Origin of the sequence: Xanthobacter luteus, assembly GCF_040049235.1 — a bacterium.
Taxonomy (GTDB): domain Bacteria; phylum Pseudomonadota; class Alphaproteobacteria; order Rhizobiales; family Xanthobacteraceae; genus Xanthobacter.
This window is the reverse complement of record NZ_JBDZDO010000005.1, coordinates 376360-390415: the sequence shown is the minus strand read 5'-3', so window position 1 is coordinate 390415 and position 14056 is coordinate 376360. Positions and strand designations below refer to the sequence as shown.

Here is a 14056-nt window from a genome sequence, read left to right as displayed (position 1 = left end):
ATGGGCTGTTCGGTCTTCGGCGGACGTCAGTCGACGTCGATCGCGTGGGCGTTGCCCTGGACCGCGCCGGCGACGGATTTTCCGGTGATGGCGGCGTAGGTCTCCTGCGCCGCGTTGAGCAGCAGATAGAGCGCGAGCACGAATGCGCCGGCGACCACCAGCCAGCGCGACGGCCAAATCGTGACGATGATCGTGCCGACGGCGTATTCGTCCGCCCGCGTCATGGCGAGGGCCTTAAAATAGGTGGCGTAGCAGAACACGAGCGCGGCCGCCGCGCAGGCGCCATAGACCACCGCGTCGAACCCGGCGACGATGCGCGCCGGCAGCCAGCCGGTGAACAGCTCGATGATCACGTGCCCCTTGGCCCGCTGCACGCAGGCGAGCGGCAGGAACGTGACGGCCACCATGAAATAGTTGGCGGTGAACTCCTGGCTGCCGGCGACGGTGCCGTTGAACAGCCCGCGCGCCCCCGCATCGGCGACCACGACGATCATCATCAGGACGATGCTGATCCCGGCCACGAGCATCAGCAGGTTCGCGATAGGATCCAAGATCCTGCGTGCCATTTCCATCGGCCCCTCCCGCGTGCGCCAGCCGTGCCGGGCGCATCTTCGTTGATCCGAAATATAGCGAAGCCATGATTCATATCAATACAATTACGCCATATTGATACTTTCCCTGATGGTATTAATTCGCCGATCGCCTGCGCCCGGCCGGTCCGCTCTGTGCCTCAGGCCTCCGCCCCCGCGCGCGCGGGCGCCCCGGCGCCAACGAGTTCTGGCCCGCAACGGGCAACGAAGTCGGTGGTCGCAGCCCCGGCGCGAAATTCCCCGTGGTCGAGCACGGCACGCAGGAAATCCAGATTGCACCCCACGCCATCGACACAGGTCCGCGCGAGCGCATCGGCCAGGCGCGCGCGCGCGCGCGCGCGGTCGGCGCCCCAGGCGATGACCTTGGCGATCATGGGGTCGTAGAAGGGGGTGATGTGATCGCCGGCGCGCACCCCGGCATCCACGCGCAGATGCGGCTCCGGCTTGGGAAGCGCGAGCTGCGTGAGGCGGCCGGGGCTCGGCAGGAAGCCGCGCGCCGGCACCTCGGCATAAAGCCGCGCCTCGATGGCGTGGCCCTGGGCGCGCGGCGCGTCGGGGACGGCGGCGCTCAGGTCTTCGCCCGCCGCCAGCCGCAGCTGGAGCGCCACCAGATCGAGCCCGGTCACCATCTCGGTCACCGGGTGCTCCACCTGGATGCGGGTGTTCATCTCCAGAAAATAGAAGCGCCCGCTTCGCGCATCGACGATGAACTCGACGGTGCCGGCGCCGAGATAGCCGACCTGCGCGGCAAGGCGCGCCGCCGCCGCGCGCAGCGCATCCGACAGGCCCGGCGGCAGGCCGGCGGCGGGGCTTTCCTCGACCACCTTCTGGAACCGCCGCTGCACCGAGCAGTCGCGCTCGGGAAAGGCGACCACCCGGCCCGGCCCGGTGCCGAACACCTGCACCTCCACATGCCGCGCGGCGGCGACGAAATGCTCAAGATAGACGCCGGCGTCGCCGAAGCTGCGCAGCGCCTGCTCGCGCACGCGGGCGACCGCGCCGGGCACATCTGAGGCCGCATCGAGGCGGCGCATGCCGATGCCGCCGCCGCCGCCGGTGGCCTTGACCAGGAGCGGCAGCCCCACCTCGAGGGCGCGCGCGACGAGATCGGCATCCTCGCTTTCGGGAAGGCGGCCGGAGCCGGGCAGCACCGGCACCTGCGCCCCCTGGGCGCGGGCGCGGGCGCGGCCCTTGTCGCCCATCTCGGCGATGATCTCGGCCGCCGGCCCGACGAAGACCAGGCCCGCCTCGCGCACCTTGCGGGCAAAGCCGGCATTCTCCGACAGGAAGCCGTAGCCGGGATGGATCGCCTGCGCGCCGCTCGCGCGCGCCGCCTCGATCACGGCGTCGGCGTCGAGATAGCTGGCGCGCGCGGGCGCCGGGCCGATCCGCACCGCCGCGTCGGCGAGCGCCACGTGGAGCCCGTCCGCGTCCGCGTCGGAGAACACCGCGATGCTGCGCAGGCCGAGCCCCCTGCAGGCTTGGGCGATGCGGCAGGCAATCTCGCCACGGTTCGCGATCAGGACGCTCTTCATACCGACCCTTCCGAGCAGGTGAGTGAGGCGGGCCGCCTCAGTGGGCGAACGCCACCGTGGCGGCGCCCTGGAACACCTGACGCCCGTCCACGTCGCCATTGATGGCGATGTCGCAGCAGCCTTTGCTCTCGCGCACCGCCTTGGCGAGCACCTGCGCGCGCATCCGCACCACCTCCCCGGGGCGCACCGGGGTGAGAAAGCGGCCCGAAATGTCCCGCACGAACGCGCCGGCGCCGCCGAACTCGCAGGCGCAGCGCGCGGCGATGCCCATGGTCAGCATCCCATGGGCGATCACGCCGCCGAGGCCGGCCTCCGCCGCATAGGCCTGGTCGTAATGGATGCGGTTGAAGTCGCCCGAGGCGCCCGCATACATCACCAGCTGGCGGGTGGTGATGGGCGCGCTCGAAAGCTCGTACCACTCGCCCACCGCCACATCCGCGAACACCCGCCGGCGGCCGCCATCCATCGCCGTCTCCCGCATCGCTCAGCGCTGGAGGGTGGAATCGAAGGTCTCGTTCAGCACCGCCTGGCCGACGATCTGCGCCGTGCGGTCGTGGCCCGCATGAAGCACGTGGGTCTCGAGGTCGCGCAGATAGCGGCTGAGCGGGTATTCGTCGAACAGCGCCGTGGAGCCGACGGCGTGGATCAGCTTGTGCGAGAGCTCGAACGCCACGTGGGCGGCGGTGGACTTGGCGCTCATGGAGAGCAATTCCGCCTCCACCACCGAGCGGGTCTTGAAGGCGCGGATGGCGTCGTGGAACAGGGAGGCCGCCGCGTCGAGGGCGATGCGCATCTCGCCCATGCGCATCTGGATCAGCTCGGCCTTGCCGCGGCCGCGATCAATCAGATACTGGCGGCACCATTCGTACATGCCCTCGGTGGTGCCGAGATAGTTGGCGGTGAAGCCGAGATGGAACCGCCCCTGCCAGCGCCCGCGCGGATAGGCGCCGGGCTCGCCCAGCACGTGGCTGTCGGGGATGAACACGTTGTCGAGGGTGATGATCGGGCTCGACGCCGCCCGCATGCCGTTGGGCCGGTACCAGTCGTTGTCGATGGTCACCCCGTCCATGTCGGGCTCGATGATGAGCATCTGGTGGTTGTCGAGATAGTTGTTCACGCCCTCGATGGCCGCGAAGATGATGGCGAAGCTCATCATCGGCCCGTTTGTGGCGTAGTTCTTCTCGCCGTTCAGGATGAAGCCGCCGTCCACCCGCTTGGCGGAGGTGTTCATCATGTACATGTGCTTGCGCTTGGCTTCCGAGCCGACGAAGCCGGTCAGCGTCGGGCGCGCGAACATGGGCTTGACGAAGCGCTCCCGCTGCTCCGGCGTGCCGAGGTCGTTCACCGCCCAGGCGGTGTGGTTCTGCACCTGGTAGCAATGGGCGGTGGAGCTGCAGCCGCGCGCGATCACGCGCAGCGCCTGCAGATAGGTGGAGGGATCGTCCGTGGTGAGGTTCGAGCCCTTGCCGCCCATCTCCTTGGGCAGAGTGGTGGTGAGCCAGCCGCGGGCGAACAGCGCCTCGATGTTCTCGCGCGGCATCTCGCACGCGCGGTCATAGATGGCGCCGCGCGGGCGGAACTCGCCGATGGCGAGGGCCTCGAGCTCCTTGATGTCCGCGCGCTCCAGCGCCTCGACGGGATCGATCATCGCTTCCTCCACTCCTTCTTCTTGCGTCTTGGTTGTGGTCTCGGTTGTGGTCGTGGCGCGGTCGCGCGCGCCTCAGCCGCGCCGGGTCTCGGGACCGCCGCTGGCATAGACCACCTGCCCGCTCACGAACCCCGCCTCGTCGGAGCTCAGGAAGCAGACCAGGTTGGCGACGTCGCGCGGCACCCCGACCCGGCCGATGGCGATGGTCTTGGCGCGCATCTGCCGGTAGGCCTCCGGCTCGTGGCCGAGCCGGCGCGCGGTGAGCTGCGTCATCTCGGTGTCGATGAAGCCGGGCGCGACGGCATTGACGTTGATGTTGAAGCGCCCGAGCTCCAAGGCGAGCGAGCGGGTGAAACCCTGGAGGCCGGCCTTGGCGGTGGAGTAGTTCACCTGGCCCCGATTGCCGAGGGCGGAGGTGGAGGAGATGTTGACGATCTTGCCGTAGCGCTGTTCCACCATGTGGCGCTGGGCGGCGCGGCTGCATAGGAAGGCGCCGCGCAGGTGCACGTTCATGACGAGGTCCCAGTCCTCGTCCTCCATCTTGTGGATCAGGTTGTCGCGGGTGACGCCGGCATTGTTCACCAGCACGTCCACGCCGCCGAGGCGACGCGCCACCTCCGCGACCATGGCCTCCACCTGATCGCGCACGCTGACGTCGCAGGCGATGCCCACCGCCATGGTGCCGTGCGCAGCGGCGATCGCCTCGGCCGCGGCCTGCGCGGCGCCCGCGTCGAGATCGACCACCGCCACCGCGGCGCCGTCCTCGGCGAAGCGATCCGCCGTCGCCCGGCCGATGCCGCGCGCGGCGCCGGTGACGATCACCCGGCGTCCAGAGAACCGCCTCTCCCCCATCGCGCATCTCCCTCCGGGCGCCGCTTGCGGGCCGAACGCGGCCTCCGCGCGGAACGCCACGCTCTTGATTGCCTCGATCTCAGCACGCCACCCGGATATTGTCACCTTCAAAAAGTCCAATATGGAAATATTGTTCTGTAATGATGGTAACAATTTCATCGGACCCGGGGCGACCCGTGGCCGTCCCTCCCCCGCGCCCCCTCATGGGGCGGCGGCCGGATCGGCCGGCGCGGCGCCGAGGCGGACGAGCGCCTCCTCCCGCAGCTTGAACTTCTGCACCTTGCCGGTGCCCGAGGTGAGCGGCAAAGCATCGATGAAGAACACCCGCGCGGGCATCTTGTAGGAGGCGATCAGCGGCCTGAGATACGCGAGGAGGTCGTCCTCGGCCGCCGCCGGTCCGCCTTCCCCCGCCGGCACCACGAAGGCGATTCCCGCCTCGCCATGGCGCGCGTCCGGGACGCCGACGATGGCGCACACATCCACCGCCGGATGCCGTTGGAGGACATATTCCACCTCGGCCGGCGCGACGTTGAAGCCGCGCGACTTGTAGGTGTCGCCGAGCCGGCCGAGCAGCGTCACGCGCCCGCTCTCGTCCTGCCGCCCCCAGTCGCCGGTGCGCAGCCAGCCGTCCTTGGTGATGGCGCGCGCGGTCTCCTCCGGCTTCTTATAATAGCCGAGCATGATGGAATAGCCGCGCACCCAGATCTCGCCCGGCGCGCCGGCCGGCAGCGGCGCCAGCGTCGCCGGATCGACGATCGCCACTTCGAGGTCGGGCAGCGGCCAGCCCTGGGTGGCGTGGCGCACCTCGCGCGGGTCGTCCCAGCGGTTGCGGGTGACCACGGTGGTGGTCTCCGTCATGCCGTAGCCGGTGATGGTGCCGGGCACGCCGAGGCGGTCCTCCACCTCGGCGAGGATGTCGGGATCGATGCTCAGGGTGAAGGCGAGGCGCAGCGAGGAGGTGTCGGTGCGCGCGAAATCCGGATGGGCGAGCAACTGGCGCAGGATCGGCGGCAGCACGTGCATGCCCGTGACCTTCTCCCGGGCGATGGCGGCGAGGCAGGCGCCGGCGTCGAACTGCTCGCCCAGCACCACCTTGGCGCCGCGCACCCAATAGGGCGCGATGCCGTTCATGGTGGCCATGGAGCCGAACAGGGGAATGGCCAGATAGAGGCAGTCCGCCTCGCTCAGGTCGACGCGGATGCCGATGTCCCAGGCCTTGCGCCACAGGCAATGGGAGATCATGGCGCCCTTGGGCAGAGCGGTGGTGCCCGAGCTGTAGGAGATGATGGCCGGCGCCGCGGGATCGTGCGCCAGGTCCGGCATGGGGGCATCGCGCGCGGCGAGCGCATCCCAGGTGATCGCGCCGCCATAGCCGCGCCCGGTGTCCTCGCATATCACGACGAAATCCAGCATCGGCAGCGCCGGGCTCGACAGCGCGCCGGGCGGGCCCGCGCGCAGCCGCGGGCACAGCGCGGCGAGGGCGGCGAGGAAGTCCGGCCCGTCGCCGGCATCGGCCACGATCACCGCCCGGCAGTCGGACTGGCCGAGCTGGTAGGCGATCTCGTCGCGCCTGAGCCGGGTGTTCAGCATCACGCAGACCAGGCCCATCTGCGCCGCGCCGAGCCAGGCAAAGACGAATTCGGGCCGGTTGGGCATCAGGATCGCCACCTTGTCGCCGGCTTTGAGCCCGAGCGTGGCGAGGCGCCGGGAGGCGGCGTCGGCTTCCCGGCGCAGATCCGCGAAGGAGAAGCGCCGGTCGCGGAACACCAGCGCGTCGGCCGCGCCGTGGCGCGCCTCCAGCATCGCCAAAGCCTGCGCATAGGTGGCGTCGCGAAACGGATTGCTCATGGTCGTTGCCTTCCCTCCTGGCGGTCTTGCCCCCCGCAGGCGGCGGAGCGCCGTGTGTCTGGTCGATCCGGCGGCTGGCGGCGCCCGGGCCGGAGGCGCGGCATCAGGACGGCGCCGCAATACCGTCCAGCCGGCGCCGCGTCGCGCCGACGCAGGTTCCGGGCAATGGAACATCCCTGTATCAATGTAGCCGTCAATTGAGTTACATTGGCCCGCAGATTGATCGCAGACCAAAGGGCAGGACGGCCATGACTGACGTGGCTCGGGCAGAGGCGTGGAAGCCCGACATCTCCCGATTCGAAGGCCCCCGTTACCTCGCTCTGGCGGGCGCCATCGCCGAGGCGATCGACAATGGCGAGCTGCCGCTCGGCGCCCAGCTGCCGCCCCAGCGCGACCTCGCCGAGCAGCTCGGCGTCACCGTCGGCACGGTCGGGCGCGCCTACAACATCATGAAGAAGCGCCAGCTGGTCTCCGGCGAGGTCGGGCGCGGCACCTTCGTGTGCCGCGGCGTCGATTCGCCGATGCCCAACTATCTGCCGGAGCGCATTCCCGGCACCATCGATTTTGCCTGCTACCGCTCGCCGGTCGCCGGCTTGTCCGAGGCGCTGGCCCAGGCCATGGCGCAGGCGACCGCCCGCGCGGCGCTCATGCCGGTGCACAAATATCCCCCGGCCGAGGGCTTCCTGACCCACCGCACCGCCGGCGCCCAGTGGATCCGCCGCTCCGGCCTCCAGGTGACCCCCGACCGCGTGATCGCTTGCGGCGGCGGCCAGCAGGCGCTGCTGGTGGCGCTGGCCGCCATCGTCGGTCCGGGCGACACGCTGCTGAGCGAGGCGGTGACCTATTCCGGCGTCAATTCCATCGGCGCCTTGCTCGGGCGCCGCATGGCGCCGGTCGCGCTCGACGGCGAAGGCATCGTTCCGGAGGCGCTGGAGGAGGCCGTCGCCACCGCGGGCGGGCGCTGCCTCTACCTCCAGCCCACGGTGCACAACCCGACCGCGGCGACGATGTCCGAGAAGCGCCGGCAGCGCATCGCCGAGATCGCCCGACGATTGGACCTGATCCTGATCGAGGACGACGCCGCCATCAGCGGCATGACCGACCGGCCGCCGCCGATCGCCCATTTCGCCCCCGAGCGCACCATCTACATCAGCTCGTTCGGCAAGAGCGTCACGCCGGCGCTGCGCGTCGCCTTCGTGGCGAGCCCGCCGGCACTGCTTGAGCGGCTGGTCCACACGCTCCACGCTTTGATGCTGGCCAACGCGCCGCTGCCGTTCGAGATCGCCGCCGCCATGATCGCCGACGGCACCGCCGACGCCATCGCCGGCCACAATCTCGCCGAGCTGCGCGCGCGCCACGCGGCGGCGCTCAATCTGCTCACCGGCTGGCAGGTCTCCAGCCATCCGGCCGCCTTCTTCCAGTGGCTGCATTTGCCGCGCCACTGGGGCGCCGCCGAATTCTGCGAGGCGGCCCAGCGCGAAGGCGTCTCGGTGGTGCCCTCGGACAATTTCACCATCGGCGGCGCGCCGCCGCCGCGCGCCTTCCGCATCTCGGTCAATCCGGCGCAGAAGCCGAGCGTGCTCGCCAAGGGCATCGAGATCCTGACCCGGCTCGCGCGCGAACGCCCGCAGCCACGCATGGCGGTGGTCTAGGGCGCGTCGCCCCCGCGCCGTGGGGTGGATCGGCCCGCGGCTCATGCCTCAGGCCTCGCCGGGGGCATCTGGCCCATGGAGGGCGATCTCCCAGTCGAGATAGGCGCGCATGCCGGCGAGCCCGCGCCGATAGGGCGGCTCCACCACGTCCGCCTCGCTCGCCCCGTCCGGAAGCCCCTGCGCCAGCGGCAAGCCGGCGGCGTGCCAGGCGGCGGTGCCGCCGGCCAGCACCTCGACCTGCCGCAAGCCCATGGCGGCGAGCGTGCGCGCGGCGAGCACCGACTGCGCCTCCTCGCGCGAGGCCAGCACCACCGGCCTGTCGAGCGGCGCCAGCGCGCCGACGCGCGCCTCCAGCGATCCGCGCGGCACCCAGACCGCCCCGGCGATATGGCCGGCCTTCAAGTCGCGGCTCGACCCCACGTCGAGCAGCAGCGGCCCTTCGCCGGACGGCGCGCCGAGACGCGCGGCGAGCGTCGCCGCGTCCACGAAGGCGGCGGCGGCGCGGGCCTGCGCCAGCCCCAGGGGATGGGCCTTGGGCCGTCCCGTCTCCACCATCCGGCCCGACCCGCGCCAGGCCGGCATGCCGCCGGCGAGCACATGAACGCGGGGAAAGCCCATGCGCCGGAACCAATAAGCGGCGAGCAGCGCCCGCGCGTCGCCGTCGTCCACGAACAAAACCGGCGCGCCGGGAACGGCGATGAAATCGTCCGCCCGCTGCACCGCCTGGCCGCCGGGGGCGAAGGCGGCGCCGGCAATGTGGCCGGCCTCGAAGTCCGCCGCCGCGCGCACGTCGAGGACCCGCACCCCGCCGGGCGCGGTCAGCATCGCCGCCGCGGCTTCGTCCGGCGCCAGCGGCTCCACGCCGGCGGCGGCGGCGAGCGCGGCCGCCCGGCCGGAGGCCGCGGCGCGGCTCTCCGGGGAGGCGAGAAGCGCGTCCGCGGCGGCATCGGTCTCCAGCGCCCGCCCCGAAAGGCGCCAGCCCATGGTGCCGTTCTCCAGCGCGAACACGGAGCGGGCGCCGAGGCGCGCCAGCGTCGCCGCGCCGATGATGGAGCGGGTGCGCCCGGCGCAGTTCACCACCACGGCGGCGTGCGCGGCCTCGAGGTCGCGCAGGCAAAGCGCCAGCTCGAATCCGGGCGCGGAGCGGGCGCCGGGCAGGTGGGCGGCGGCGAACTCCTCCGCCGTGCGCACGTCGCACACGGCGATGGGCTCGCCCGCTTCGCGGCGGGCAAGCAGCGTCTCGGCATCGAGATGGCGCACGCCGTCCTCGGCCAGCACGCGCTCGCCGAACGCCTTGCAAGGCACGTTGACGCCCTGCGCCGGCACGCCGCCCGCGGCCAACCACGCGCCGAGCCCGCCTTCGAGGGCGCGGGCGCCGGCATAGCCGAAGCGGTGCAGATCGGCGGCGGCGCGCGCCGCGCGCTCGTCCCCCGCGCCGTCGTCATAGACCAGCACCGGCGTCGCGCGGTCCGGCACCAGCTCGGGCAGGCGGAATTCGAGCCGCCGGCGCGGCAGCGCGGTGGCGCCCGGCATGTGGCCGCGCTCATAGGCGCCGTGCTCGCGCACGTCGAGCAGCGCCCAGGCGCGCCGCGGCCAGGCGGATTGCGGATCGGCGAGGGCGCGCACGAGCGCTTGCGCGGTGGTGGGCGCCCCGGGGGCGATGGCGGCCATGGCTCAACCCGCCGGGGCGGCGCGGTAGACGGTGACGCGGCGGTGCCGGTAGACGAGCGTCCCCGCCGCATCGGTACCGCGGACCTCCTGGGTCAGCAGCTCCATGGCGCCGGAGCGGGCCAGCTTGTCCTCGACGCCGACGAAGGCGATGCGGCAGGTGAGGACGTCGCCCACCAGGATCGGCCGCGCGTAATGAAAGCTCTGCTCGCCCGCGAGCACCCGCCGCCGGTCGAGATGGCGCGTCCATTCGGGCTCCTCGGGGGCGAGGAAGCTGGCGGGAAAGGTCGGCGGCGCGACAATGCCGGCAAAGCCCTGCGCCCGTGCCGCCGCGAGGTCGCGGTACACCGGGTTGGGATCGCCGATGGCGTCGGCGAAGCGCCGCACCGCGCCCTTCTCGATCTCCACCACATAAGGCGCGCTCACCTGGCCGATCAGCGCGCGGTCGATTTCCACGGTCATGGCGGCCTCCCCGCGGCTCAGCCCTTCTTCCACTGGCTGATCTCGCGGCCGAGGATGGCGGCCGCGATCATGTTCTTGTGGATCTGCATGGTGCCGCCATAGATCGAGCCGCCGCGCACCTCGGCATAGCGGTGGGCGAGCGGGTATTCCTTGGTGTAGCCATTGGCGCCCAGGATCTGGATCGCGTCGTCGCAGATCTCCTTGGCCGCCTTGGCGGTGAACACCTTGGCGATCGAGGTCTCCAGCGGCGCCGGCAGGCCGGTGGCCTGCGCGGTGGACGCCGCGCGCATGACGAGCAGGTGCGCCGCATCGAGCTTCACGCGCATGTCGGCGAGCATCCACTGGATGCCCTGGAAATCGCAGATCTCGCGGCCGAACTGCCGCCGCTCCTTGGAATAGGCCAGCGCATACTCATAGGCGGCGCGGGCCGAGCCCAGCATCCGCGCCATGGAGCCGAGGCGCTCGGCATTGTAGACGCTGATGAGCTTGCCAAAGGCGCCGCCGTCCAGCAGCACGTTCTGCTTCGGCACGCGGCAATCGTCGAAATAGAGCTCGAACAGCAGCTCGTCGGCCATGTTCAGGGTGCCGCTCGAATGGCGGAAGCCGGGGGCATCGTGCGGCACGATGACGGCGCCGATGTCGGACGCCTTGCCCGAAGTGCCGAAGCGGCAATAGACCAGCGTGAATTCGTTGACGTTGACGAAGCTCACGAACTGCTTGGAGCCGTTCAGCACCACCTCCTCGCCCTCGATGCGGGCGCGGGTCTTCATGGCGGTGGCGGCGGAGCCCGCCTCCGGCTCGGTGATGCCGATGGAGATGCCGATCTCGCCGCGGCAGACCGGCGCGACGAAGCGCGCGCGCTGTTCGTCGGTGCCATATTCGGCGACGGCGCCGATCGCGCCGGTGGAGGTGCGGTGGGCGAGGCCGCCGACGATGGGCGCGCAGGCCTGGAGCGTCTGGATCACCAGCAGCGTGTCCATGAGCGGCAATCCGAGGCCGCCATGCTCGGGCGGCAGATTGAGCCCGAGCAGCCCCTGCTGCGCCATCGTCGCGCGCAGCTTGCGCACGCCCGCGACGCTCGGGTCGGCGGCGAGCGGGGCGAGCTTGCGCGCATACGCCTCCTTCGCGACCTCCATGAGTTCGGTCTGCCGATCGGTCAGCTGAAAATCCATCCGGCTTCCTGCCCTTGGGGCGGCGCAGAATTTTGCGCGGCCCTCAATGTATCTATTTTTATAGTCACATTCTGGCTTGAACGTTACCCTGGATCAAGGCAAATTTGGCGGGACCGCGGGATTGTACCCCCGCGGTCCAATGCAGCCGGGAGGAACCGTTCCATGCCCACCCTGGAGCCCGTGTCCGAGGACGAGTTCAAGCGCGGCATGCGCGGGCTCGCGGCGGCGGTGAACGTGGTCTCGACGCTGGAAGCGGGGCGCCCCGCCGGCCTCATCGCCACCGCGGTGTGCTCGGTCAGCGCCGGCCCGCCGACGCTGCTCGTCTGCCTCAACCGGAGCGCGCGCACCCACCGCATCCTGCTGGAGGCCGGCGTGTTCTGCGTCAACGTGCTGGCCGCCGAGCAGATGCCGTTCGCGCGGGAATTCCTCGCCCGCGACCCGCTCGAGCGGTTCTCCGCCTGCCGCTGGTCGAGCCTCGCCACCGGCTCGCCGGCGCTCGACGAGGCGATGATCAACTTCGACTGCGAGGTGGCCGACCAGTTCGCCTCCGGCACCCACGACATCGTCGTCGGCCGGGTGGTGGCCATGCGCCGGCGCGAGAGCGGCAGCCCCCTGCTCTATTTCGAGGGCGACTACCGCCATCTGCCCGTGAGCCAGCGCGCCTGAGGCGCCTCAGGCCTCGATGAGCGCGACCTGCTGGCCCTCGTCCACGCTCGCCCCCTCCGCCACCAGGACCTGCGCCAGCCGGCCGGCGCAGGGCGCGGCCACGGGGATCTCCATCTTCATGGATTCGACGACGAGAATCACCTCGCCCGCGGCCACCGCCGCCCCGGGCGCGAGCACCACCTGAAACACCAATCCCGTCACGCTGGACACCACCGCATGCTGCGCCATCGACCGTTTCCCGCCTGGTTTGGAAGCTGCGCCGCGGCCCGTGACAACAATCGAGACGCGACCGTGACAATATGCTCTAAATGAATTGGGATATGAAGGCACAATCCGACACAATCAATCCCTGGCGGCCAGCCGCCGAGCCGGGATGCCGGGTGAAACGCCAGAGCGACGGGAAGAGGAAAGCCGCCCTTCATGGATGAGGACACGCTGAAGGACCTGGAGGCGCGCCGCCTCCAAGCCCGCGCCATGGGCGGGCCGGCGGCCATCGCCAAGCTGCACGCCGCCAAGAAGCTCTCGGCGCGCGAGCGGCTCGACGTGCTGCTCGACCCCGGCTCGTTCCGCGAGATCGGCCTGCTCGCCAAGAGCCAGCATGCGGGGCTGAAGGCGCGCACGCCGGCCGACGGCCTGGTGGCCGGCTGGGGCACCATCGAGGGCCGCGAGGTCTATGTGGCCTCGGAGGATGCTTCGGTGATCGCCGGCACGCGCGGCCGCGTCGCCGAGCTGAAGAGCCAGCGGGTGCGCGATCTCGCGCTGCGCCACAAGCGCCCCTTCATCGCCTTGATGGAGGCCGGCGCCGGCCGCTTTCAGGAGAATAACGGCGCCATCGCCGCCGGGCTCGGCGCCCGCTTCAAGGAGCATTATCTCCTGTCCGGCCGGGTGCCCCAGGTGGCGGCGGTGATGGGCGCCTGCTTCGGCGGCCCCTCCTTCACCGCGCTCCAGTCCGACTTCGTGACCATCGTGTCCGGCGCCGGCTTCATGGGCATGTCCGGCCCGCCGGTGGTCAAGGTGGGCATCGGCAAGGAGGTCTCGGCCGAGGACATTGGCGGCGCGCTGAAGAGCGCCACCGGAACCGGCCAGGCCGACCTTCTGGCGGAGAGCGAAGAGGACGCGCTCGCCGCGATCCGCCTGTTCCTCTCCTTCCTGCCCGCCCATTGCGACGAGCTGCCCCCCTCGGTCATGCCGCGCCCGGCGGCATGCGATTGCGAGGAGGGCGCGCTGCGCCTCACGCAGATGGTCTCCGACAACCACCGCCGCGCCTACGACATGGAGGAGCTGGTGCGCCTCATCGTCGACGGCGGCGAGCTGTTTCCCTACCGGCCGACCTACGGGCCGAGCCTCATCACCGCCTTCGCCCGCATGGGCGGCGACAGCGTCGGCATCCTCGCCAACAATCCCATGAAGATGGCGGGCGCGCTCGACGAGAAGGCGATTCAGAAGGCGCGCAAGTTCGTCGACACCTGCGACGCCTTCCACATTCCTTTGGTGTTCCTGGTGGACTGCCCCGGCTTCATGGTCGGGCCGGAGATCGAGAACCAGCGCATGGTGGCGCTCGCCTCGCGCTTCCTCAACACGGTGATCGGCGCGAGCGTGCCCAAGGCCACCGTGGTGCTGCGCAAGGCGGTGGGCCTTGCCTATCTCGCCATGGGCGGGCGGGTGATGGGACCGGACTCCATCGTCGCCTGGCCCACCGCCCAGTTCGACGTGATGGGCCCGGCGGCGGGCGTCGAGCTCACCTACGGCAAGGAGATCGCCAAGGCGGCCGACCCGGCCGCGCGCCGCCGCGAGCTGCTGGCGAGCGCAGAGGCCCAGGCTTCCGCTTATCTCGCCGCAGAGATGGCGCTCATCGACGACGTGATCGCTCCCGCCGAGACCCGCGGCGTGATCCTCGACGTGCTCGCCCGCACGCGCGGGACCCGCGCGCCCGCCTTCAAGCACCGCATCGATCCGTGAGGCC

General features: G+C 70.9%; 13 protein-coding genes. 3 read left to right on the top strand and 10 right to left on the bottom strand.

Annotated elements, in window-relative coordinates:
• Positions 1-26 precede the first annotated feature (26 nt).
• The 6 genes from ABLE88_RS17240 to ABLE88_RS17215 form a co-directional block, all read right to left on the bottom strand.
• The gene (locus ABLE88_RS17240) at positions 27-551 is read right to left on the bottom strand and encodes a TRAP transporter small permease (protein ID WP_348832922.1); all 525 of its coding nucleotides are present in this window, start codon (positions 549-551) and stop codon (positions 27-29) included.
• 179 nt (positions 552-730) lie between these two features.
• Positions 731-2125 (bottom strand): acetyl-CoA carboxylase biotin carboxylase subunit, encoded by a 1395-nt coding sequence (locus ABLE88_RS17235; RefSeq protein WP_348832921.1) that lies wholly within the window; start codon positions 2123-2125, stop codon positions 731-733.
• A gap of 37 nt (positions 2126-2162) precedes the next feature.
• A complete protein-coding gene (locus ABLE88_RS17230; protein WP_348832920.1) occupies positions 2163-2591 on the bottom strand; it encodes a MaoC family dehydratase in 429 nt (142 codons plus the stop codon).
• A gap of 18 nt (positions 2592-2609) precedes the next feature.
• Complete coding sequence (locus tag ABLE88_RS17225) at positions 2610-3773, bottom strand: acyl-CoA dehydrogenase family protein (RefSeq protein WP_348832919.1); 1164 nt, start codon at positions 3771-3773, stop codon at positions 2610-2612.
• Positions 3774-3845: 72 nt separating this feature from the next.
• Complete coding sequence (gene fabG, locus ABLE88_RS17220; protein ID WP_348832918.1) at positions 3846-4625, bottom strand: 3-oxoacyl-ACP reductase FabG; 780 nt, start codon at positions 4623-4625, stop codon at positions 3846-3848.
• Positions 4626-4826: 201 nt separating this feature from the next.
• The gene (locus ABLE88_RS17215; protein WP_348832917.1) at positions 4827-6473 is read right to left on the bottom strand and encodes a class I adenylate-forming enzyme family protein; all 1647 of its coding nucleotides are present in this window, start codon (positions 6471-6473) and stop codon (positions 4827-4829) included.
• Positions 6474-6721: 248 nt separating this feature from the next.
• Here ABLE88_RS17215 and ABLE88_RS17210 point away from each other — a divergent pair, with 248 nt between their 5' ends.
• Positions 6722-8125 carry an aminotransferase-like domain-containing protein gene (locus tag ABLE88_RS17210; protein WP_348832916.1) on the top strand — a complete coding sequence of 468 codons (1404 nt, stop codon included), beginning with the start codon at positions 6722-6724 and terminating at the stop codon, positions 8123-8125.
• A gap of 48 nt (positions 8126-8173) precedes the next feature.
• On the opposite strand, the gene ABLE88_RS17205 is transcribed toward ABLE88_RS17210, so the two are convergent.
• The 3 genes from ABLE88_RS17205 to ABLE88_RS17195 are packed head-to-tail and all read right to left on the bottom strand — an operon-like array spanning position 8174 to position 11427.
• A complete protein-coding gene (locus tag ABLE88_RS17205) occupies positions 8174-9796 on the bottom strand; it encodes a rhodanese-like domain-containing protein (RefSeq protein WP_348832915.1) in 1623 nt (540 codons plus the stop codon).
• A 3-nt stretch (positions 9797-9799) separates the two neighbouring features.
• A complete protein-coding gene (locus tag ABLE88_RS17200; protein ID WP_348832914.1) occupies positions 9800-10255 on the bottom strand; it encodes a MaoC family dehydratase N-terminal domain-containing protein in 456 nt (151 codons plus the stop codon).
• Between the two features lie 17 nt (positions 10256-10272).
• Positions 10273-11427 (bottom strand): acyl-CoA dehydrogenase family protein, encoded by a 1155-nt coding sequence (locus ABLE88_RS17195; RefSeq protein ID WP_348832913.1) that lies wholly within the window; start codon positions 11425-11427, stop codon positions 10273-10275.
• Positions 11428-11589: 162 nt separating this feature from the next.
• On the opposite strand from ABLE88_RS17195, the gene ABLE88_RS17190 reads away from it, so the two are divergent.
• Positions 11590-12093 (top strand): flavin reductase, encoded by a 504-nt coding sequence (locus tag ABLE88_RS17190; protein ID WP_348832912.1) that lies wholly within the window; start codon positions 11590-11592, stop codon positions 12091-12093.
• Positions 12094-12099: 6 nt separating this feature from the next.
• On the opposite strand, the gene ABLE88_RS17185 is transcribed toward ABLE88_RS17190, so the two are convergent.
• Complete coding sequence (locus ABLE88_RS17185; RefSeq protein ID WP_348832911.1) at positions 12100-12321, bottom strand: acyl-CoA carboxylase biotin carboxyl carrier protein subunit; 222 nt, start codon at positions 12319-12321, stop codon at positions 12100-12102.
• 192 nt (positions 12322-12513) lie between these two features.
• Between ABLE88_RS17185 and ABLE88_RS17180 the strand changes: the two genes are divergently transcribed.
• The gene (locus ABLE88_RS17180) at positions 12514-14052 is read left to right on the top strand and encodes an acyl-CoA carboxylase subunit beta (protein ID WP_348832910.1); all 1539 of its coding nucleotides are present in this window, start codon (positions 12514-12516) and stop codon (positions 14050-14052) included.
• Positions 14053-14056: the final 4 nt, after the last annotated feature.

What these genes read in the sequence shown, in the direction of transcription:
- ABLE88_RS17210 (WP_348832916.1), top strand. Translation starts at nt 6,722, where the DNA reads ATGACTGACGTGGCTCGGGCAGAGGCGTGGAAGCCCGACATCTCCCGA.
- ABLE88_RS17180 (WP_348832910.1), top strand. Translation starts at nt 12,514, where the DNA reads ATGGATGAGGACACGCTGAAGGACCTGGAGGCGCGCCGCCTCCAAGCC.
- ABLE88_RS17230 (WP_348832920.1), bottom strand. Translation starts at nt 2,591, where the DNA reads ATGGATGGCGGCCGCCGGCGGGTGTTCGCGGATGTGGCGGTGGGCGAG.
- ABLE88_RS17205 (WP_348832915.1), bottom strand. Translation starts at nt 9,796, where the DNA reads ATGGCCGCCATCGCCCCCGGGGCGCCCACCACCGCGCAAGCGCTCGTG.
- ABLE88_RS17190 (WP_348832912.1), top strand. Translation starts at nt 11,590, where the DNA reads ATGCCCACCCTGGAGCCCGTGTCCGAGGACGAGTTCAAGCGCGGCATG.
- ABLE88_RS17235 (WP_348832921.1), bottom strand. Translation starts at nt 2,125, where the DNA reads ATGAAGAGCGTCCTGATCGCGAACCGTGGCGAGATTGCCTGCCGCATC.
- ABLE88_RS17215 (WP_348832917.1), bottom strand. Translation starts at nt 6,473, where the DNA reads ATGAGCAATCCGTTTCGCGACGCCACCTATGCGCAGGCTTTGGCGATG.
- ABLE88_RS17200 (WP_348832914.1), bottom strand. Translation starts at nt 10,255, where the DNA reads ATGACCGTGGAAATCGACCGCGCGCTGATCGGCCAGGTGAGCGCGCCT.
- fabG (WP_348832918.1), bottom strand. Translation starts at nt 4,625, where the DNA reads ATGGGGGAGAGGCGGTTCTCTGGACGCCGGGTGATCGTCACCGGCGCC.
- ABLE88_RS17195 (WP_348832913.1), bottom strand. Translation starts at nt 11,427, where the DNA reads ATGGATTTTCAGCTGACCGATCGGCAGACCGAACTCATGGAGGTCGCG.
- ABLE88_RS17225 (WP_348832919.1), bottom strand. Translation starts at nt 3,773, where the DNA reads ATGATCGATCCCGTCGAGGCGCTGGAGCGCGCGGACATCAAGGAGCTC.
- ABLE88_RS17185 (WP_348832911.1), bottom strand. Translation starts at nt 12,321, where the DNA reads ATGGCGCAGCATGCGGTGGTGTCCAGCGTGACGGGATTGGTGTTTCAG.